We start from the raw sequence: 18,877 nt of genomic DNA on the forward strand, positions 1-18,877 counted from the left end.
CGGGCGGCCGTACCGAGAGGGGCCTTGCATGGGAATGACGGTCCTCTACATCGCGTTCGGCATCGTCGCGTTGTGGCTGCTTGCCGAGGTCCTGATGCAGTACAAGGCCCGGCTGCGCTGGCGCCTGCTGGCCTTCACCGGCTTCGCCGGAGTGGTGGCCGGAGTGGTACTGCCGTCGGTGCTCGTGATCGCCGCCGGCGCGACCGCCTTCGCCGTCGGCCAGACCCTGGTCACGCTCTCCTTCCGGAAGGGCTTCGTGGCCGGCTGGGCGCTGCGCCGGGGCGGGCGGCCCGCACCGGACGCGGCTCCGGGCAGACGCCGCCGCTCCGGGAGCGGACCGCGCCCGGAGCCGGCACTGGAGGTCACCGGGCTGGAGTACGCCGACCAGGGCCGGGGACCGGGCGAGGACCCGGGCTCCGAGGACGCGGTGTTCACCCCGCAGCCGGTGCCCGAGGAGACCGGCTCGTACGGGATACAGAGCTTCGTCCCCCAGCAGTCGCAGCAGGTGCAGCAGCCCGGCGCCGAGACCCCCTTCGCCTCGCCGTTCACCACGGCCGAGCAGGACGCCCACCAGTACGCGGCCTACTACGACCAGCAGCAGGGCCAGGGCGGCTACGACTACCCCGGCACCTACCCCCAGGGCGAGCAGCAGGTCTACGCCGCCTACTCGGACCCGTACATCGGCACCGGCGGCGAGGTCTCCCCGGCCCCGCCCTACGACGGCGCGGCCTACCCGCCCTACGGCGACCCCGCCCAGCAGCAGTACTCCATGGACACCCCGCCCGGCGGGGTCTGGGTCCCGCAGCAGCGCGCCACCGACGCCGCCCCGCAGCCCTACCCGGAGCAGGACCCGCAGCAGGAGTACCCGTACCCGTACCCCGGCAACGGGGAGTACGGCCAGTACCGGCACTGACGGGCACCCGGCCCCGGCCCCGGCAGGCCGGGGCTCACTGCGAGCCGCGGAACCCGGCCCCCTCCACGATCAGCCCGGCCACCAGGGCCCCCGTCATCCCGGCGTGCGCGAGCCCGCCGCCGGGGTGCGCCCAGCCGCCCGCGAGGTACAGCCCGGGCAGCGCCGTCGTGTTGGCCGGGTACAGCAGCCGGCCCCCGTCCCCCGGCAGCGCGGGCGGCGGCACCGAGCCGCCGCGGGCACCCGTGGCGGCCTCCACGTCCCGCGGGGTGCGCACCTCCTGCCACAGCAGCCGCTCGCGCAGCCCGGGGACGGCCCGGGCGGCGAGGTCCAGCAGCTCCTCCGGGTCCGGGACGGGCGCGCCGCCCGCGGGCCCGCACACGGCGCTCACGGTGACCGCCTCGTGGTCCGGGTCCGGCCGGGTGGCGGGGTCGTCCGGGCGCAGCACCGTGACCAGCCGGACGCCGGCGGGGTCCGGGGAGTGCACCAGGGTGCGGTGGACGGCGTCCGCCGGCCGTCCGCCCCGCAGCGCCAGCAGCAGGGTCAGCCGGCCGGGGACCTCCGTGCCCCGGGCCGGTACGCCGCCGGGCGGGCGGGGCACCGAGGCGCTCGGCAGCTGCCTCGGGTCGATGCCGCAGACGACGTGGTCGGCGGCGGCCTCGGTGCCGTCGGCCAGCCCCACCCCGGCCGCCCGGCCGTCCCGGCTCAGCACCGAGCGGACGGCGGCGCCGAAGACGAACTCCACCTTCCGCTCCCGGCAGCGCTCGTAGACGGCGGTGGCCAGCTCGCGCATGCCGCCCCGGACGTACCAGCTGCCGAAGGTCTGCTCCATGTAGGGCAGCGCGGCCGCCGCGGCGGGCGTCGCGTCCGGGTCCAGCCCGTACGCCAGGACCCGGCCCGCCAGCAGCTCGCCGAGCCGGCCGCCCAGCTCGCGCCGGGCCACCTCGGCCAGCGTCGGCGGGCGGCGGCGCAGCAGACCGCTGCCGCGCAGCGCCGGGTACGGGTCGCGGCCGAGCACCTGCCAGTCGGGGCGCAGGGGCTCCTCCAGCAGCGGGCGGCGGGTGGCGTCCCAGGTGTCGCGGGCCCGCCCCAGCAGGGCGTTCCAGCGCTCGCCCGCGCCCGCGCCGAAGGCCTCGTCGAGGGCGGCGGCGACCCCGCCCCGGGAGGCGCCGGGGAGGGTGACGGCGACGCCGTCCAGCACGTGACGGACGGCGGGGTCCAGCTGGACCGTGCCGACGAGGTCTTCCAGGGGCCGCTTGCCGGTCTTCACGAACAGGTCGCGGTAGACGGCGGGCAGGTGCAGCAGCCCGGGCCCGGTGTCGAAGGCGAAGCCGTCGCGTTCGTACCGGCCGACGGAGCCCCCGTAGGTGGACCCGCGCTCGTACACCGTCACCCGGTGCCCCGCCACGGCCAGCCGGGCCGCCGTCGCCATCGCGCCCATGCCGGCGCCGATCACCGCAATTCTCGCCATACCGCTGAGCCTATCGAGCCGGGCCCGCAGGTCAGCCGGGTGGTGCTCCGCCCACGGCCCGGGTGGTGGCGGCCAGCCGCTTCTCCTCGCGCCGCTGGGCCCGCCGCCGTCGGAAGCGGCGGATCCGGCTCCAGAGGTAGACCACCAGGACCAGGCCGATGAGCAGCAGGACGGCGGCGATGACGGCGGCCGCCCGGGGGTTGAACATCGCGAAGGTGACGACGCCGCCCACGCCCAGGTCCTCGGCGGTGCTCAGCACGATGTTGCTGAACGGTTCGGGCGAGGTGTTGACCGCCATCCGGGTGCCGGCCTTGACGAAATGGCTGGCCAGCGCGGTGGAACCGCCGACGGCACCGGCGGCGAGGTCGGAGAGCGAGCCGCTCTGCCCGGCCAGGAGGGCGCCGACGACCGCTCCGGAGACGGGCCGGATCACGGTGTGGACGGTGTCCCACAGGGAGTCCACGTACGGGATCTTGTCGGCCACGGCCTCGCACAGGAACAGCACGCCCGCGACGACGAGGACGTCGGTGCGCTGGAGCGAGGCGGGGACCTCGTCGGACAGTCCGGTCGCGCCGAAGACGCCGAGCAGGAGGATCACGGCGTAGGCGTTGATCCCGCTGGCCCAGCCGCTGGTGAAGACCAGGGGGAGCACACTCATCTGATCAGCATGCCGCAGAGCGGCCGATCAGGGCGGCGGAAACGGCGAGGGGACGGCCGCGCTCTCGCGGACGTCCCCTCACCGGCGGAGTCTGTGCGGGGCTACTGCCCCTGCTCGTCACGGCGGCGCTGCCACCGTTCCTCGATACGGGTCATCATCGACCGACGCTGCCGGTTGCGGCCATGGGCCGAACCGCCGGCACTTCCGGAGACGGGCTGTTCGCCAGGCTTGGGGGCCTTGCGCCAACCGGTGACCACGAGGACGGTACAGGCCAGCATGACGAGGAATCCCACCACGCTGATCCAGAGCACTTCCTGCCAGATCACACCAGTCATGAGGAGCGCGATACCCACCACAATGCCTACGACTGCCTGGTAGACCCGTCGCCGGGTGTACGTGCGCAGTCCACTGCCCTCAAGCGCTGTCGCGAACTTGGGGTCTTCGGCGTACAGCGCTCGCTCCATCTGCTCGAGCATGCGCTGCTCGTGCTCCGAGAGCGGCACGGGAGTCCTCCTCATCCGTCGGTCGCGGGGGGTAGCGACCAGGGGTCCCCTTCAGGATAGGCGGGGAATCGCCCCCGTGATACCCGCCCTCTACGCCACATTCTGCAAACCACCGTGCCGGGCAAGTCCTGAGTGCCGGACCCGGTGCCGAACGGGTGCTTCGAACGTACCGACGCCAAGGCGGGCGGCCATTGAGGCGCTTATTCCCCAATGGGCGGTCCGTCATGCCGACCGGTGCACCCGATCATACGTGTCGGCGCGCCGGTTGGGAGGGGATCCGCCGGAGCCCGGTCGAGCAAGCCCGCAGATCAGGCGGGCTTCTCGCCCAGGACGTGCAGCTGCGTGGCCACCGCGTGGAAGGCGGGCAGCTCGGCGGCGGCCTCCTCCAGCCGCAGCAGCGCCTCGACCGCGCCGGGCTCGGTGTCCACCAGCACCCCGGGGACCAGGTCGGCGAAGATCCGCACGCCGTGGACCGCGCCGACCGCCAGGCCGGCGTCGCCGACCAGCGCGCTCAGCTGTTCGGCGGTGAAGCGGCGCGGCACCGGGTCGCCGGAGCCCCAGCGCCCGGCCGGGTCGGTGAGGGCGGTGCGGGCCTCGGTGAAGTGCCCGGCCAGCGCCCGCGCCAGCACGGCTCCGCCGACGCCGGCGCCGAGCAGGCTGAGGATGCCGCCGGGGCGCAGGGCGGCGACGGCGTTGGCCACGCCCTCGGCGGGGTCGTCCACGTACTCCAGCACGCCGTGGCAGAGCACCACGTCGTACGCGTCCCGCTCGACGACGTCCAGCAGGCCCTGGGCGTCGCCCTGGACCCCGCGCACGAGATCGGCGACACCGGCCTCGGAGACCCGGCGCTCCAGCCCGAACAGCGCGTTCGGGCTGGGGTCGACCACGGTCACCCGGTGGCCCAGCCGGGCCACCGGCACGGCGAACTTGCCCGTGCCGCCGCCGGTGTCCAGCACCTCGAGCGCTTCCCGCCCGGTCGCCTTCACCCGGCGGTCGAGGGCCTCCTTGAGGACCTCCCACACCACGGCGGTGCGGAGGGAAGCACGGGGGCGGGAAGTGTCCGACACGGCTGATGACTCCTCGGCGCGTAAGGGTGGGGAGGTGCTTGCCCCACCCTATTGCCTCAGCCGACCGCGCAGCTCATCCGGCGTTCGGACGCTCCGGACGAGGCTGCGGCAGCGCCTGCGCCACGGGCTGCAGCGCGAGCATCCGCTCCACCAGCCGCAGGAACATCCCCGCCTCCCGTACGAGGTCGTCCGCGTCCCGGCTGCTCGCCGCGTCCCGTATCCCGGCCTCGGCCCGGGCCCGCCGGGCCGCACCCGAGGCGAACAGCGCGCTCCACTCGGTCAGCTCCGGCGCTATCTCCGGCAGCACCTCCCACGCGCTGCGGATCCGCGGCCTCCGCCGGCGCCCGGCCGGCTCGGGCCGCCCGCGCGCGGCGAGTACGGCCGCGGCGGCGCGCAGCGCGGCCAGGTGTGCGGTGGCGTACCGCTCGTTGGGCCGGGGCAGCAGGGCCGCCTCGGCCAGGCCGTCGCGGGCCTTGGCGAGCAGTTCGAGGGCGGCCGGCGGTGCGGACGCCCTGCGCGGGACGGGGTGGACAGGGGACGGGGACGGTGTGGCCATGACGAACCTCCTGTCGTTGCGTGGTGCTCGGCGGTGCGGCTGTTTTCCGTTCGTGGGTCCATCGTGACGGGGGCCACTGACAATCGCGCTGACCTGCGCATTCACCGTGAAACCCGGACGGGACGGGCATGGGTGGCCCCGGCGCGGGCACGCGGGTGAGGGAGGGCCGGGACCTGTGACGGGCCGCCGGGTTCCCGCCAAAAGCGCCGCCCGCCGGGCCCCCGGGCCTGACGCCTGCTAACTTTTGAACTGACCAGTCAGTTCAAAAGGAGGGGGAGGCGTGAACAGCCCGCACGGCGCCGCCGTCAAGGCCGAGGGCTTCGGACTCAAGGGCCCGCGAGGCTGGGTGTTCCGGGGCGTGGGGATCGAAACGGCCCCCGGATCGCTCATCGCGCTCGAAGGACCCTCCGGCAGCGGCCGGACCTGCCTGCTCCTCGCCCTCACCGGACGGATGAAGGCCACCGAGGGCCACGCCGAGATCGGCCGCCACCGGCTGCCGAAGAAGATGGCCGCGGTCCGCCGGATCACCGCCCTCGGCCCCGTCCCCGGGGTCAACGACCTCGACCAGGCCCTCACCGTCGCCGAGCAACTGCGCGAGGGAGCCATGCTCCAGCGGCGCTACGACGCCCCCCTGCGTTCCCTGCTGCGCCCGCGCGGCGACCGCCGCGCCGCCGCCCGGGCCCGGATCGACGAAGCCCTGGCCGCCGTCGGGCTGGACCTCTCCGCCCTGCCGAAGGGCGAGCGGACCTCCGTACGCGACCTGGAGCGCCTGGAGGCCGTACGGCTGTCCTTGGCCATCGCCCTGCTGGGCGGTCCCCGGCTGCTGGCCCTGGACGACCTCGACCTCAAGCTCTCGGACGCCGAACGTGCGCAGGCCTGGGCCCTGCTGCGCTCGGTCGCCGACCGCGGGACCACCGTCCTCGCGGTGTGCAGCGAGGCCCCCGAGGGCGTGACGGTGCTGCGCACGGGCGCGGAGCCGGACACGGCGGAGCCCGTGGGCCCGTCGCCGCGGGCGGGCGGGGGCACCGGGAAGGCCGCGCCCGGTCTCGCGGGGGCGGCCGGGGCGCACGCCGACGGTCCGAAGATCACCTGGGGCCTGCCCGCCGGCACGACCCCGGGCAACGACACGGACCCCGACGGGGACGGCGACGCCCAGGCCGAGGAGACCGGCAACGGCACCGGGGCTGGCACCGGCACCGAAGAGCCCGGCACCGAGGAGCCCGGCACCGAGGCCGACGCCGAGGAGCCCGGCACCGAGCCCGACGCCGAGGAGCCCGGCACCGAGCCCGACGCCGACACCGACACCGACGAAGACACGAAGGGGGCGGACGATGCGCTCGCCGAAACTGGCCGCGCTTGAGCTGAAGCGGTTCGGGCGGGGGAAGCTGCCCCGGGCCGCCCTCGTCGCGCTGCTCCTGCTGCCCCTGCTCTACGGGGCCCTGTACCTCTGGTCCTTCTGGGACCCGTACAAGCGCCTCGACAGGGTGCCCGTCGCCCTCGTCAACGCCGACCAGGGCACCACCGTGGACGGCAAGCGCCTCGACGCCGGCGGCGAGATCACCCGCAAACTGCGCGAGAGCAGGACCTTCGACTGGCGCGAGGTCAGCGCCGCCGAGGCGGCCAAGGGCGTGGAGAACGGGAAGTACTACCTCTCCCTGACCATGCCCGCCGACTTCAGCAGGAACATCGCCTCCAGCGGCGGCGACGACCCCACCACCGGGGCCCTCCAGGTCCGCACGAACGACGCCAACAACTACATCGTCGGCTCGATCTCGCGCACCGTCTTCTCCGAGGTCCGCTCGGCGGCGTCCGCCAACGCCTCCCGCGGTTTTCTCGACAAGATCTTCATCTCCTTCTCCGACCTGCACGACAAGACCGCCGAGGCCGCCGACGGCGCCGCCCAGCTCAAGGACGGCGCGGGCAAGGCCCAGCAGGGTGCGAAGGAACTCGCCGACGGCCTCGACACGGCCAAGGAGAAGTCCGGCGAGCTCACCGGCGGCCTGAAGAAGCTCAACGAGGCGGCCGGCAAGCTGGAGACCGGCTCCCGGCAGGTCGCGGACGGCACCCAGAAGGTCGCCGACGTGGTCAACGGCGCGGCCGACAAGGCCCGCCCCTTCGTCAAGGACCCCAAGAACCTGGCGGACACCGCCAAGCTGGTCGCCGACAGCGCCAAGGTCGTCAACAACCACCTCGCCAAGGCCGTCGAGAAGGCCCCGGCCGCCGCCGCCCGGACCAAGGCGGTCGCCACCGGCCTGGACTCGTACTACACCAAGGTGTGCGCGACCCCCGGCGCCGCGCCCCTCGCGGCCTCCTGCCCCGAGCTGAAGCAGATCAAGGACAACGCGGCCGAGGCCGCCCTGCTCGCCGGCGACGCGAGCACCGTCCTCGGGAACTCCAGCGGCGACATCACCAAGCTCCGCACACAGCTGACCGACCTGGAGAACAAGGCCCGCGAACTCGCCACCAAGGCCCCCGGCCTCGCGGGCGACCTCGACGCCGCCGTCACCAAGGCCAACGCCCTCAACGACGGCGCCCACAAGGTCGCCGCCGGCATGGTCGAGCTGCACAAGGGCATCGGCACCGCCGCGGGCGGCTCCGGCAAGCTGGGCGAAGGCGTCGGCAAGCTCGGCGACGGCGCCCACACCCTGGGCGGCGGCATGTTCAAGCTCGTCGACGGCAGCGGCCGGCTCGCCGACGGCCTGCACGAGGGCGTCGGCAAGATCCCGGACTACGACCAGCGGCAGCGCGACGCCCGTACGGAGGTCATGGCCGACCCGGTCCAGCTCGCCAACCAGGCCCTGCACAAGGCGCCCAACTACGGCACCGGCTTCGCCCCCTACTTCATCCCGCTGTCCCTGTGGGTCGGCGCGATGGTCGCCTACATGCTGATCGCGCCCATGAACAAGCGGGCCCTGGCCGCCGGCGCCTCGCCCTGGCGGATCGCCGTCGCGGGCTGGCTGCCCGTGGCCGGCCTCGGCGCCGCGCAGGTGGGCGCGCTGATGTCCGTACTGCACTGGGCCCCGGGCCTCGGGCTGAAGATGGCCCACCCGGCCCTGACCATCGGCTTCCTGGTCCTGGTCACCGCCTGCTTCGCGGCGATCATCCAGTGGCTGAACGCCAAGTTCGGCGCGGCCGGCCGCATCCTGGTCCTCGCCGTCCTGATGCTCCAGCTCACCTCGGCCGGCGGCACGTACCCCATCCAGACCAGCCCGGACTTCTTCAACGACGTCCACCCGTACCTGCCGATGTCCTACGTCGTCGAGGGCCTGCGCCGCCTCATCACCGGCGGCGACCTCACCCCGGTGTGGCAGGGCTGCGCGGTCCTGGTGGCCTTCACGGCCGGGGCACTGGCCCTCACCGCGCTCACCGCCCGCGGCAAGCAGGTGTGGACGATGGACCGACTGCACCCCGAACTGAGCCTGTAAGGGGCTGTGACCTGTGAGAATCAGCGCCATGGAAAGCAGTAGCACCACCGCGGGCGGCGCCCGGCGGCAGGCCACGCGGCAGAAGCTGTACGAGGCGGCCGTCACGCTCATCGCCGAACAGGGCTTCTCCGCGACCACGGTCGACGAGATCGCCGAGCGGGCCGGCGTGGCCAAGGGCACCGTCTACTACAACTTCGCGAGCAAGACCGAGCTGTTCGAGGAGCTGCTGCGGCACGGGGTGGGTCTGCTGACCGCCTCGCTGCGGGCGGCGGCGGACGGGACCGAGGCGCGCGGCGGCAGCCGGATCGAGGCCCTCGACGCGATGATCCGCGCCGGCCTGGTCTTCATCGACCGCTATCCGGCCTTCACCCAGCTGTACGTCGCCGAACTCTGGCGGACCAACCGCGCCTGGCAGTCCACCCTGATGGTGGTGCGGGGCGAAGCCGTCGCGGTCGTCGAGTCGGTACTGCGGGAGGGTGTGGAACGCGGGGAGCTCAGCGCCGAGATCGACGTGCCGCTGACGGCGGCCGCACTGGTCGGGATGGTGCTGGTGGCCGCGCTGGACTGGCAGGCCTTCCAGAGCGAGCGCTCCCTGGACGACGTCCACTCGGCGCTGTCGCTGCTGCTCCGGGGACGGGTCAGCGGAAGCCGCTGACCCCCCGGTCGGCGGTCCCACGGAAGCCGCTGACCCCCGGTCGGCGGTGCCGCCCGGGGGCCGGACCGGCGTAGAACTGAGTATCCGTACCTAGGCGAACAGATGAGTACGCGTACGGATGGGCTCCCACCTGCGCAGACAGCAGACTGGAGCCACGGACGGGGCCTCGGCCCGCACCGCGGACACGGGGCCGCGGAGCGGACCGGTCCCTGGCCGTGAGCGGTACGGCGAACGCCGGTGCGTTCGGACTCGGGGGGAACGAGTCCGAACGCACCGGCGTCCGTCATTTCCTGCCGCGGGCTCCCGCTCAGCCGCGGCCCCGCAGCGGGATCAGCAAGCGGATCCGGGCCGTGAGGGCCGCCGTCCGCGCCAACAGCGCCGCCGCCCGGGCCGAGGCGGCGGCGGTCACGCGCGCCGCCGACCGGGGGAGCAGCAACGCGCGCAGCCGGGCCCGGCGCCCGAGGGCGGCCAGCAGGGCCGTGCGGGCCAGGCGGACGTCGTCGGCCAGCCGCGGGTACGGGACGTCCGCGCCGGGCGGGGCGTACAGCGTCCGCTCCACCGCGTCCGCGACCCGGTGCACCGCCCGCGCGGGCTCCCCGTCGAGCCGGCCCATGACGACGACCCGGCTCGCGGCCTGACGCGGCGACAGCGCCCCGTCGGGCGGGATGCCCACGTCCCAGGCCGAGTCGCCCAGCTCCCGCCAGGCGGCCAGCACCCCGGGGCAGGACCCCGGCGGGACGGCCGGGGCCCCGGGGGACGACGGCCCCCGCGCGGCCCCCTGCGGGGAGGCCAGCCGCCGCTCGCGGACCCGCCGGCGCCACAGCAGCGGCAGCAGCGGCAGCCCGAGGACCACCAGCGCACCGGCGGTCCAGCCGAAGACCGCGCCGACCGGTACGCCGCCGGACCCGGTGCCGGTGCCCTGCGGGGCGGCCGGTACGCCGCACTCGCCGAGCTTCTTCAGCTCCGGCGGGCACGCCTCGGCCTGCGAGGGCATGGGCGCCGGCGCCGACGCGGACGCCGAGGGCAGCGCGGACGGCGCGGACGGCTGCGGCGCCGGGGCCTCGGTGCGGCTGTAGTCCGGCAGCGAGATGCCGGCCCGGGGCGTCGGCTCGAAGCGGGTCCACCCCACGCCCTCGAAGTACAGCTCGGGCCACGCGTGCGCGTCCCGCATCGAGACGTTCACGCTGCCGTCGGCCTGCTTCTCGCCCGGGGTGAAACCGACCGCCACCCGCGCCGGGATGCCCAGGGAGCGGGACATCGCCGCCATCGAGAAGGCGAAGTGGACGCAGAAGCCCTCCTTGTCCGCCAGGAACCGGGCGATGGCCTGCGAGCCCGTCCCCGAGGACACCTTGGTGTCGTAGCGGAAGCCGCCGTTCACCGCGAAGAAGTCCTGGAGCCGCACGGCCCGCGTGTAGTCGTCCCGCGCCCCCTGGGTGACCCGCCGGGCCGTCTCCGCCACCACCGGCGGCAGGTTGTCCGGGAGCCTCGTGTACTCCTCCCGCACCGCCGGGTTCGGGGCGGGCGCCGCCTGGAGCTGCGCCGCCGTGGGCCGCAGCAGCAGGCTCCGTACGGTGTACTGCGCGCCCTGCACGTTCTGGAAGCGGTCCTTGGCCAGCTGGTCGCCGACCAGGGTCCGGCCGGCCGGCTCGTACCGCCACTTGCCGGCGATGTCGATCTGCGTCGCCGGGTACGGCATCGGCAGGTAGCGCTGGGCGTACGTCTGCGCCGCCGAGACGGAGGTGCGTACCTCGGACGCGCTCTCGCGCACCCGGTCGCTCAGCCCCGACGGGGTCGGCAGCCGCTCCGGCACGTCCGTCAGCGGGCGCCCGGAGGCCTCCCACTTGACGCCGTTGAACTCGTCCAGCGCCAGGATCCGCAGGTATTGCTCGCCGAGCTGCGGGCTGTCCGTGCGGTACCGCAGCACGACCCGGTTGTCCTGCGCGTTCAGGCTGCTCTGCAGCGAGACCAGCGGGTTCACCGCCGAGATCGTGCCGCCGCCCCGGCCCGCCGCGCCCGAGTCGTCGCCCGGGGCACCCAGCAGTCCGCCGCCGAGGGAGGGCAGTACGGCCGGCACCGCCACGGCCACGCCGAGCGCGACCACGCCGATCCGGCGCCCGGTGCGCACGGGCGCCACGGCCCGGCCGCCGCCCGCGCCGCCCCCGTACCCGGAGGCCGCCGAGACGCGCGTGCCGGGGGCGCCGCCGAAGACCCGGCCCCACTGGGCCAGCCGGTCGCGCCCCTCCGACAGCAGCAGCATCAGGTAGCCCGCCCCGGCCAGCAGGAAGGCGAACCAGGAGCCGCCCTGGCCCGTCGCCAGCCCGGCCGCCACCGAGTACAGCGCCAGCAGCGGCAGCCCGGCGGCCGCGGAGGTCCGCAGCGTCACGGCGAGCACGTCCACCAGCAGCCCGATCAGCAGCACCCCGGCGAGCAGCAACAGCCGGATGCCGTCGGTGAGGGGGGCCGGTATGGCGAACTCGCTCACGTCCCGCACGCCCTGCTGGAACAGGGCCCCGAAGTCGGTGACCAGGAAGGACAGCGGACCGCCCCCGGCGGTCTCGGCCTTCCCCGCGAAGAGGAGGGCGAGCACCAGCAGCGACACCAGCAGCTGCGCCGCCACGGTCAGCGACCGCGCCAGCGGCACCCGCCGGGCGCCGGCCCCCACAGCGGACTGCACCCCGAGGAGTGCCGCCGCCTGGAGCAGCCAGCCCGTGGACTCCACCAGCGGTGCCAGCGACCAGGAGGTCAGCAGCGTCGCCAGCATTGCGAAGAGCGTCACCCGCGTGCGCCCGCTCATGCCCGGCCTCCGGAGTTCTCGGGGCCGAGGGGAGCGTTCCCGGCCTGCCGCCACAGTTCGGCGAAGGCGGCGCCGGGCGGGACGGCCAGCGCCGTCCAGCCCGCGTCCCGCAGCCTGCGCAGCCGCTCCTCCGCCCGCGAGGGCGCTCCGGTCCAGGCCGCGGAGTCCAGTACGAACGCCACCGCGCCCGCGCTGCGCTGCCGCATCCGGGCCGCCATCTCGGTCTGTTCGCCGTCGAGGTCGCCGAAGAAGGCGATGAGCAGGCCGTCACCGCCCGAGGAGGCGGGGCCGGCTCCGCCGGTGCGGACCGCGTCGTAGGCGCGGCCCAGCCCGCTCCCGTCGGAGTGCCCGACGACCGCGAGGGTGTCCATCATCAGCCCCGCCGCCTCGGCGGATTCCGGGCCGCCGGAGGAGAAGCCGCCGCCGCCCCCGCCGCCCTCGCCGGGCACGCGGTCACCGGTGTCGGTGATCAGCCGCACCGAGAACCCCTGCTCCAGGACGTGCAGCAGGGTGGAGGCGGCGGCCGACACCGCCCACTCGAAGGCGGAGTCGGGGCCCGCGCCGGCGTACGCCGTGTCGCGGGTGTCCAGCAGGACGGTGGCCCTGCTGCGCTGGGGCTGTTCCTCGCGGCGCACCATCAGCTCGCCGTAGCGGGCGGTGGAGCGCCAGTGGACCCGGCGCAGGTCGTCGCCGCGCCGGTAGGTGCGCGGGATCACGTCGTCGTCCCCGGCCAGCGCGAGCGAGCGGCGGCTGCCGTCGCCGTAGCCGCCCGCCTCGCCGGTCATCCGGACCGGGGGCAGGGGCTGGGTGCGCGGGACGACGGTGAGGGTGTCGTACGCGGTGAACGAGCGGGTCAGCTCGACCAGCCCGAAGGGGTCGGTCAGGCGCAGCTGGAGGGGGCCGAGGGGGTAGCGGCCGCGCAGGTCGGAACGGACCCGGTACGACACCTCGCGGCGCCCGCCGGACTCCACCCGGTCCAGTACGAAGCGGGGCCGCGGCCCCAGCACGTACGGCACCCGGTCCTGGAGCATCAGCAGTCCCGTGGGCACCCGGGAGACGTTCTCCAGCCGGAGCTGGACGCGGGCCTCCCCGCCGGCGGGCACCCGCGGCGGGGTCAGGCGCCGGCTCGCGGTGACCCGGTGGCGGGTGCGGTGCAGGGCGAGGACGCAGATCAGGGGCAGGGCGACGAGCAGCAGCCCGACCCGCAGGAGCTGGCCCTGGCCCAGGACGTACGCGCAGACGGCGGCGGCGGTCCCGGCGGCCAGGAACGAGCGGCCCCGGGTGGTCAGCCCCGCGAACGAGGCGCGCAGCCCCCCGGCTTCCCTCACCTGCCCGCCGGCGCCGTGCGGGGCACCGGCGCTCATCAGAAGCCCCGCAGGCCCGCGCCGGGCGGCATCTCGCCGCGCGCGTGCGCGGCGGGGACGGGGGTGCGCTGGAGGATGTCGTGGACGACCTGCTCGGCGGTGCGCCGGTTCAGCTGGGCCTGCGCGGTGGGCAGCAGCCGGTGCGCGAGGACGGGCGCGGCCAGCTGCTGCACGTCGTCGGGCAGGACGTAGTCCCGGCCGGACAGGGCGGCGGAGGCCTTGACGGCGCGCAGCAGGTGCAGGGTGGCGCGGGGCGAGGCGCCCAGGCGCAGCTCCGGGTGGCTGCGGGTCGCGGAGACCAGGTCGACCACGTAGCGGCGTACGGGCGCGGCGACGTACACCTCGCGGACGGCTTCGATCAGCTTGACCACGTCGTGGGCGTGCGCGACGGCGGTGAGGTCGTCGAGCGGGGAGAGCCCGCCGTGCACGTCGAGCATCTGGAGCTCGGCCTCGGGGCTGGGGTAGCCGACGGAGACGCGGGCCATGAACCGGTCGCGCTGGGCCTCGGGGAGGGGGTAGGTGCCCTCCATCTCGACCGGGTTCTGGGTGGCGACGACCATGAACGGGCTGGGCAGGGCGTAGGTGGTGCCGTCGATGGTGACCTGGCGCTCCTCCATCGACTCCAGCAGCGCGGACTGGGTCTTGGGGGAGGCGCGGTTGATCTCGTCGCCGATGACGATCTGCGCGAAGATCGCGCCGGGCTTGAACTCGAACTCGCGGCGCTGCTGGTCGTAGATGCTGACGCCGGTGATGTCCGAGGGCAGCAGGTCCGGCGTGAACTGGATGCGCTGGACCGAGCAGTCGATGGACTTGGCGAGCGTCTTGGCCAGCATCGTCTTGCCGACACCGGGGACGTCCTCGATCAGGAGGTGTCCTTCGGCCAGCAGCACGGTCAGCGCGATCCGTACGACCTCGGGCTTGCCCTCGATCACGCTCTCGACCGACCGGCGGACCCGCTCGGCCGTGCTGGTCAGATCAGCGAGGCTCGCTCGGTCGTCGTACGTGGTCACCTGGTTCTCCTCGGCCCTTTCCCGGGGCCGACGCTGTTGGCGCATGAACCGGCCCACCCCGAAACACGGACGCCGCCCCGGACGGGTTCCGGGCGGTGTCTTCCCGCATTCTTGACGGCGTCCGACGGGTCTGTCACTCAGGTGGCCGGATCGGTCTCCCGCAGGAGACCGGTGTGCACGTCGAAGACGAAGCCTCGCACATCGTCCTTGTGGAGCAGGAAGGGGTTGGTCCGGACCCGCTGCATGGACTGGCGGACGTCCTGCTCGACGTCGCGGAAGGCCTCCACGGCCCAGGCGGGGCGCTGGCCCACCTCGTCCTCCAGCTCGTGCCGGAAGTCCTCGGCCGGGCTTTCGAGGCCGCGGCCGGTGTGGTGGATGAGGATGACCGAGCGGGTGCCCGGCGCCCGCTGGCCGATGGTGAGCGAGCGGATGGTGTCGTCGGCGACGACTCCTCCGGCGTGGGTGTGAGGGTGGACGAAGAAGGTCAACGAGCCCTGGTGTGAGCTAACCCACAAGGGTGAGGCGGGGGCGGCCGTCCGGGTGGTTCGCGGCTTTTGGGTCTTGTCCGGGGGAAGGGCGCACCGGGCACGGGGCGGTTCGTTGACCGCGGCGACCGTTGCACTAAAGTGACGCGAACCGGCCGGAGCCCGGCCCCCACCGGCCGCCCGGCCCCCTGGTAACACTCCGCGTGCGCGGCGCGGCGTATGCCTGCCGCGCCGTTATCTGAGAGGGCGCTTTGACTAGCGAGTCCCGACATGTCCCGGTGATGCTCCAGCGGTGCCTGGACCTGTTGGCCCCGGCGCTGGAGAGGCCGGGGGCCGTCGTCGTCGACTGCACCCTCGGCCTCGGCGGCCACAGCGAGGCCCTGCTGACCCGGTTCCCCGAGGTGCGCCTGATCGGCCTCGACCGCGACAGGGAGGCCCTGCGGCTGTCCGGGGAGCGGCTCGCGCCCTTCGGCGACCGGGCCACCCTCGTCCACGCGATCTACGCCGACCTCGCCGAGGTGCTCGACGACCTGGGACTCCCGGCCGTCCAGGGCATCCTCTTCGACCTCGGCGTCTCCTCCATGCAGCTCGACGAGGCCGACCGCGGGTTCGCGTACGCGCAGGACGCCCCGCTGGACATGCGCATGGACCAGACGACCGGCATCAGCGCGGCCGAGGTCCTCAACACCTACGCCCCCGGCGAGCTGGTGCGGATCCTGCGCCAGTACGGCGAGGAGAAGCAGGCCAAGCGGATCGTGTCGGCGATCGTGCGGGAGCGGGAGAAGGAGCCCTTCTCCCACAGCGCCCGCCTCGTGGAGCTGATCCGCGACGCCCTGCCGCAGGCGGCCAAGCGCACCGGCGGCAACCCCGCCAAGCGGACCTTCCAGGCCCTGCGGATCGAGGTCAACGGCGAGCTCTCCGGGCTGGAGCGGGCCATCCCGGCGGCGGTCGACCGGATCGCGGTCGGCGGCCGGATCGCGGTGCTCTCGTACCACTCCCTGGAAGACCGCCTCGTGAAGCAGGTCTTCGCCGCCGGCGCCGCCTCCACGGCCCCGCCGGGGCTGCCGGTCGTCCCGGAGAAGTACCAGCCGAAGCTGAAGCTGCTGACGCGCGGTGCCGAGCTGCCGACCGAGGAGGAGATCGCCGAGAACCGGCGGGCCGCCCCGGCCCGGTTCCGGGGAGTCGAGCGCATCCGCGAGGCGCGGCTGTGACCAAGGCCCGCGCGGGCGCCCGGCCGCGGCAGCAGGGCGGCGGGGCGGCGCGGATGCCGTTCGTCCTGCTGGTGGTGGCGCTGCTCGCGGGCGGACTGATCAGCCTCCTGCTGCTGAACTCGGCGCTGAACGAGGGCTCCTTCCAGCTGAGCCGGCTGAAGAAGGAGACCACCGCGCTGACGGACGAGCAGCAGGCGCTCCAGCGGGACGTGGACGGCTACTCGGCGCCGGACGCCCTCCAGCGGCGGGCCCGCGAACTGGGGCTGGTGCCCGGCGGCAGCCCCGTCTTCCTCCGCCCCGACGGGAGTGTCGCGGGCAGCCCGGTGCCGGCCGAGGCCCCGGCCCCGCCGCCCGCGGCCACGCCCGCGCCGGCGGCCGCGCCCCCGAGCCCGGCGCCGTCCGCCCCCGGGGCGTCCGCACCGCCCTCCGGGCCCCCCGCGCCCGCCACGGGCCCGCCCGCGCCCCCGCAACCCCAGCCACAGCCGAGCCAGACCCCTGGAAGGTGACGTCGTGACGCGGACCCCCGTGGGGCATCTCACCGCCCCGCCCTTCCCCTGTTCCGCGGACCCCGCCCGGCCCCGCGCCACGAGCGCGGACGCGGCCGGGACGGTCCGGCCCCGCCGCACGGCGGCGCCCCGCGGGCCGCTCCCGCCGGCGTCCGGAGCGCACGGTCCGCGGCGCGGCCCCGGGGCGGGAGGCCCCCACCGGTGCGGCGGCCGCCGCACCGCACGGCGGAGGAGCCACCGGTGAGCCCCGCGGAGCCGCCCCGGCGGCGGGTGACCGGGCCGCCGCGGCCGCGCCCCGGCGACCGGGCCCGGGCGACCGCCCGGCCCGCCGCACGGCGCACCCCGCACACCATCCGCCTCGGCAACCCCAAACCCCGGCTGCGCCTGGTCGGCGTCGGCCTCACCCTGGTCATGCTCGCCTTCGTGGTGCGGCTCCTCCAGGTGCAGGCCGTCGACGCCTCCTCGTACTCCGCCAAGGCCAGCGAGAACCGCTTCCTCAGCCACACCCTGGCCGCCGAGCGCGGGGAGATCACCGACCGCAAGGGCGTGGCCCTGGCCACCAGCGTCGACGCGTACGACATCACCGCCGACCCCAAGATGTTCACCCCGCAGGAGAGCAAGGCCCCCGACGCCCCCCAGCAGGCCGCGGCGCTCCTCGCGCCGATCCTGGGAGCCGACGCCGAAGAGCTCGCCAAGCGCCTCCAGACCAAGAACAGCCGCTACGTGGTCCTGGCGCGCCGCCAGACCCCCCAGGTCTGGAACCAGATCAAGGACCTCAAGAAGCTCTTCGCCGACAAGGCGGCCGCCGACAAGAAGAAAAACGGCCCCGGCGCCAACGTCATCGCCGGCGTCTTCAACGAGGTCAGCAGCAAGCGCGTGTACCCGGGCGGGGACCTCGCCGCCGGGATACTGGGTTACGTCAACGCCGACGGCAAGGGCGGCGGCGGCCTGGAATCCGCCCTCGACAAGAAGCTCTCCGGCAAGGACGGCGAACTGACCTACGCCCAGTCCGGCGGCCGCCGCGTCCCCACCGCGGGATCCAGCGAGAAGCCCGCCGTACCCGGCGACGACATCGAGCTGACCATCGACCGCGACATCCAGTGGGCCGCGCAGAGCGCCATCGCCGAGCAGGTCGAGAAGTCCGGCGCCGACCGCGGCTACGTCATCGTCCAGGACACCCGCACCGGCGAGGTACTGGCCATGGCCAACGCCCCCGGCTTCGACCCCAACGACCTGAGCCGGGCCAGCTCCGCCGCCATGGGCAACGCCGCGCTCCAGGACGTGTACGAGCCCGGCTCCACCGCCAAGGTGATGTCGATGGCCGCCGTCCTGGAGGAGAAGAAGGCACGCCCCGACACCCACGTCGAGGTCCCCAACCGGCTCCACCGCGGCGACCGGCTCTTCAAGGACGACGTCGACCACCCGACCTGGTACCTGACCCTCAACGGGGTCCTCGCCAAGTCCTCCAACATCGGCACCATCCTGGCCACCGGCCAGCTCGGCGCCACCCAGGCCGAGGCCAACCGGGTCCTCTACTCGTACCTGGACAAGTTCGGCATCGGACGCCCCACCGGCCTGAACTACCCCGGCGAATCCCGGGGGATCCTCGCCAGGCCCGAGGCCTGGTCCACCTCCCAGCAGTACACGATCCCCTTCGGCCAGGGCCTGTCCGTCAACGCCATGCAGGCGGCCTCCGTGTACTCCACCATCGCCAACGGCGGGGTCCGCATCACCCCGACCCTGGTACGCGGCACCAAGGGCCCCGACGGCCGCTTCACCCCGGCCCCCGCCCCCGAGCGGACCACCGTGATCAGCGCCGAGACGGCCCGGACCCTCGCCGAGATGCTGGAGTCCGTGGTCGACGACCAGGAGGGCACGGGCACCAAGGCGAAGATCCCCGGCTACCGCGTCGGCGGGAAGACCGGCACGTCCAACCGGGTGGATCCGGCCACCGGCCGCTACAAGGGCTACACGGCCTCCTTCGCCGGCTTCGCCCCCGCCGACGCCCCCCGCGTCACCGTCTACTGCGCCATCCAGAACCCCACCAAGGGCAGCTACTTCGGCGGCCAGATCTGCGGCCCGATCTACAAGACGGTCATGGAGTTCGCCCTCAAGACCCTCCAGGTCGCACCCACCGGAACGGCCCCCGCCGGCCTGCCCGTGACCTACGAGGCGGGCCCGCCGCCCGCCGCCCCCGGCAGCGCCCCGGCCGCCCCGCGGCCCGGGCAGTGAACCGACCGTCCAGCCACCAGAGCGCGAGGC

The 18,877-nt window shown here is 74.6% G+C and carries 15 protein-coding genes and 1 pseudogene; 7 read left to right on the forward strand and 9 right to left on the reverse strand.

Going from position 1 to position 18,877, the window contains the following annotated elements:
- Positions 1 to 28: 28 nt before the first annotated feature.
- Positions 29 to 913 carry a hypothetical protein gene (locus ACZ51S_RS21180; protein WP_468961678.1) on the forward strand — a complete coding sequence of 295 codons (885 nt, stop codon included), beginning with the start codon at positions 29 to 31 and terminating at the stop codon, positions 911 to 913.
- 34 nt (positions 914 to 947) lie between these two features.
- Here the strand turns inward: ACZ51S_RS21180 and ACZ51S_RS21185 are convergent, their stop codons facing one another.
- From ACZ51S_RS21185 to ACZ51S_RS21205, 5 genes are all read right to left on the reverse strand, one after another.
- Positions 948 to 2,381 carry a phytoene desaturase family protein gene (locus ACZ51S_RS21185; RefSeq protein ID WP_468477588.1) on the reverse strand — a complete coding sequence of 478 codons (1,434 nt, stop codon included), beginning with the start codon at positions 2,379 to 2,381 and terminating at the stop codon, positions 948 to 950.
- Positions 2,382 to 2,412: 31 nt separating this feature from the next.
- Positions 2,413 to 3,039, reverse strand: a complete 627-nt coding sequence (locus ACZ51S_RS21190; protein WP_468477587.1) for a DUF4126 domain-containing protein — start codon at positions 3,037 to 3,039, stop codon at positions 2,413 to 2,415.
- 101 nt (positions 3,040 to 3,140) lie between these two features.
- Positions 3,141 to 3,542 (reverse strand): DUF3040 domain-containing protein, encoded by a 402-nt coding sequence (locus ACZ51S_RS21195; protein ID WP_388935499.1) that lies wholly within the window; start codon positions 3,540 to 3,542, stop codon positions 3,141 to 3,143.
- 308 nt (positions 3,543 to 3,850) lie between these two features.
- Positions 3,851 to 4,609: a methyltransferase gene (locus ACZ51S_RS21200; RefSeq protein ID WP_468477585.1), complete on the reverse strand. Its 759-nt coding sequence runs from the start codon at positions 4,607 to 4,609 to the stop codon at positions 3,851 to 3,853.
- A gap of 73 nt (positions 4,610 to 4,682) precedes the next feature.
- Positions 4,683 to 5,165 carry an SAV_6107 family HEPN domain-containing protein gene (locus ACZ51S_RS21205; protein WP_388935493.1) on the reverse strand — a complete coding sequence of 161 codons (483 nt, stop codon included), beginning with the start codon at positions 5,163 to 5,165 and terminating at the stop codon, positions 4,683 to 4,685.
- A gap of 280 nt (positions 5,166 to 5,445) precedes the next feature.
- Between ACZ51S_RS21205 and ACZ51S_RS21210 the strand changes: the two genes are divergently transcribed.
- The 3 genes from ACZ51S_RS21210 to ACZ51S_RS21220 are packed head-to-tail and all read left to right on the forward strand — an operon-like array spanning position 5,446 to position 9,245.
- Complete coding sequence (locus ACZ51S_RS21210; RefSeq protein ID WP_468961680.1) at positions 5,446 to 6,525, forward strand: ATP-binding cassette domain-containing protein; 1,080 nt, start codon at positions 5,446 to 5,448, stop codon at positions 6,523 to 6,525.
- A complete protein-coding gene (locus ACZ51S_RS21215) occupies positions 6,497 to 8,590 on the forward strand; it encodes a YhgE/Pip family protein (protein WP_468802163.1) in 2,094 nt (697 codons plus the stop codon). The genes ACZ51S_RS21210 and ACZ51S_RS21215 overlap by 29 nt, the downstream gene beginning before the upstream one ends.
- Before the next feature lie 28 nt (positions 8,591 to 8,618).
- The gene (locus ACZ51S_RS21220; RefSeq protein WP_388935483.1) at positions 8,619 to 9,245 is read left to right on the forward strand and encodes a TetR/AcrR family transcriptional regulator; all 627 of its coding nucleotides are present in this window, start codon (positions 8,619 to 8,621) and stop codon (positions 9,243 to 9,245) included.
- A gap of 307 nt (positions 9,246 to 9,552) precedes the next feature.
- Here the strand turns inward: ACZ51S_RS21220 and ACZ51S_RS21225 are convergent, their stop codons facing one another.
- The 4 genes and pseudogenes from ACZ51S_RS21225 to ACZ51S_RS21240 form a co-directional block, all read right to left on the reverse strand.
- A complete protein-coding gene (locus ACZ51S_RS21225; protein ID WP_468961682.1) occupies positions 9,553 to 12,039 on the reverse strand; it encodes a transglutaminase TgpA family protein in 2,487 nt (828 codons plus the stop codon).
- The gene (locus ACZ51S_RS21230) at positions 12,036 to 13,403 is read right to left on the reverse strand and encodes a DUF58 domain-containing protein (protein ID WP_468477581.1); all 1,368 of its coding nucleotides are present in this window, start codon (positions 13,401 to 13,403) and stop codon (positions 12,036 to 12,038) included. The genes ACZ51S_RS21225 and ACZ51S_RS21230 overlap by 4 nt, the downstream gene beginning before the upstream one ends.
- A complete protein-coding gene (locus tag ACZ51S_RS21235) occupies positions 13,403 to 14,413 on the reverse strand; it encodes an AAA family ATPase (RefSeq protein ID WP_388935473.1) in 1,011 nt (336 codons plus the stop codon). Before ACZ51S_RS21235 ends, ACZ51S_RS21230 begins: the two co-directional genes overlap by 1 nt.
- 137 nt (positions 14,414 to 14,550) lie before the next feature.
- Positions 14,551 to 14,886: pseudogene (locus ACZ51S_RS21240) on the reverse strand (carbonic anhydrase); the annotation flags it as partial.
- A gap of 293 nt (positions 14,887 to 15,179) precedes the next feature.
- On the opposite strand from ACZ51S_RS21240, the gene rsmH reads away from it, so the two are divergent.
- The 3 genes from rsmH to ACZ51S_RS21255 all read left to right on the forward strand — a co-directional run bounded on the left by rsmH (position 15,180) and on the right by ACZ51S_RS21255 (position 18,847).
- Complete coding sequence (gene rsmH, locus ACZ51S_RS21245; RefSeq protein ID WP_388936198.1) at positions 15,180 to 16,109, forward strand: 16S rRNA (cytosine(1402)-N(4))-methyltransferase RsmH; 930 nt, start codon at positions 15,180 to 15,182, stop codon at positions 16,107 to 16,109.
- Positions 16,106 to 16,615, forward strand: a complete 510-nt coding sequence (ftsL, locus tag ACZ51S_RS21250; protein WP_468477580.1) for a cell division protein FtsL — start codon at positions 16,106 to 16,108, stop codon at positions 16,613 to 16,615. The genes rsmH and ftsL overlap by 4 nt, the downstream gene beginning before the upstream one ends.
- Before the next feature lie 240 nt (positions 16,616 to 16,855).
- Entirely contained in the window at positions 16,856 to 18,847 is a 1,992-nt protein-coding gene (locus ACZ51S_RS21255) for a peptidoglycan D,D-transpeptidase FtsI family protein (RefSeq protein ID WP_468477579.1), read from the forward strand.
- The last annotated feature ends 30 nt before the right edge of the window (positions 18,848 to 18,877 follow it).

The organism is Streptomyces sp. NPDC034043 (genome assembly GCF_055575675.1).

Excerpts from the sequence above, each read along its gene's own strand:
- ACZ51S_RS21230 (WP_468477581.1), bottom strand. The coding sequence starts at position 13,403 with ATGAGCGCCGGTGCCCCGCACGGCGCCGGCGGGCAGGTGAGGGAAGCC.
- ACZ51S_RS21205 (WP_388935493.1), bottom strand. The coding sequence starts at position 5,165 with ATGGCCACACCGTCCCCGTCCCCTGTCCACCCCGTCCCGCGCAGGGCG.
- ACZ51S_RS21220 (WP_388935483.1), top strand. The coding sequence starts at position 8,619 with ATGGAAAGCAGTAGCACCACCGCGGGCGGCGCCCGGCGGCAGGCCACG.
- ACZ51S_RS21180 (WP_468961678.1), top strand. The coding sequence starts at position 29 with ATGGGAATGACGGTCCTCTACATCGCGTTCGGCATCGTCGCGTTGTGG.
- ACZ51S_RS21190 (WP_468477587.1), bottom strand. The coding sequence starts at position 3,039 with ATGAGTGTGCTCCCCCTGGTCTTCACCAGCGGCTGGGCCAGCGGGATC.
- ACZ51S_RS21215 (WP_468802163.1), top strand. The coding sequence starts at position 6,497 with ATGCGCTCGCCGAAACTGGCCGCGCTTGAGCTGAAGCGGTTCGGGCGG.
- rsmH (WP_388936198.1), top strand. The coding sequence starts at position 15,180 with ATGCTCCAGCGGTGCCTGGACCTGTTGGCCCCGGCGCTGGAGAGGCCG.
- ACZ51S_RS21185 (WP_468477588.1), bottom strand. The coding sequence starts at position 2,381 with ATGGCGAGAATTGCGGTGATCGGCGCCGGCATGGGCGCGATGGCGACG.
- ACZ51S_RS21225 (WP_468961682.1), bottom strand. The coding sequence starts at position 12,039 with ATGAGCGGGCGCACGCGGGTGACGCTCTTCGCAATGCTGGCGACGCTG.